General features: G+C 49.9%; 1 protein-coding gene. It reads left to right on the top strand.

Features of this window, described 5'->3' with window-relative positions; genetic code table 11:
* Positions 1-565 (top strand): FAD-dependent 5-carboxymethylaminomethyl-2-thiouridine(34) oxidoreductase MnmC (gene mnmC / locus ACS8YF_RS20030; protein ID WP_440851816.1); only part of this gene is annotated, 565 nt, incomplete at both ends.

The following is a 565-nucleotide window of genomic DNA, read 5'->3' as shown; positions in this document are numbered from 1 at the left end:
CTGGCAGGTAACGCTTTATTGCGCGGATGAAGCCCCCGCGCTGGGTGCTTCCGGCAATCGCCAGGGGGCGTTGTATCCGTTATTAAGCAAACACGATGAGGCGCTAAACCGCTTTTTCTCTAATGCGTTTACTTTTGCTCGTCGGTTTTACGACCAATTACCCGTTAAATTTGATCATGACTGGTGCGGCGTCACGCAGTTAGGCTGGGATGAGAAAAGCCAGCATAAAATCGCACAGATGTTGTCAATGGATTTACCCGCAGAACTGGCTGTAGCCGTTGAGGCAAATGCGGTTGAACAAATTACGGGCGTTGCGACAAATTGCAGCGGCATTACTTATCCGCAAGGTGGTTGGCTGTGCCCAGCAGAACTGACCCGTAATGTGCTGGAACTGGCGCAACAGCAGGGTTTGCAGATTTATTATCAATATCAGTTACAGAATTTTTCCCGTAAGGATGACTGTTGGTTGTTGAATTTTGCAGGAGATCAGCAAGCAACACACAGCGTAGTGGTACTGGCGAACGGGCATCAAATCAGCCGTTTCAGCCAAACGTCGACTCTCCCG

The sequence above is a fragment of the Salinisphaera sp. SWV1 genome, from assembly GCF_052044155.1.
In the GTDB taxonomy this organism is placed as follows: Bacteria; Pseudomonadota; Gammaproteobacteria; order Nevskiales; family Salinisphaeraceae; genus Salinisphaera.
This window is presented reverse-complemented; position numbering and strand designations above follow the sequence as displayed.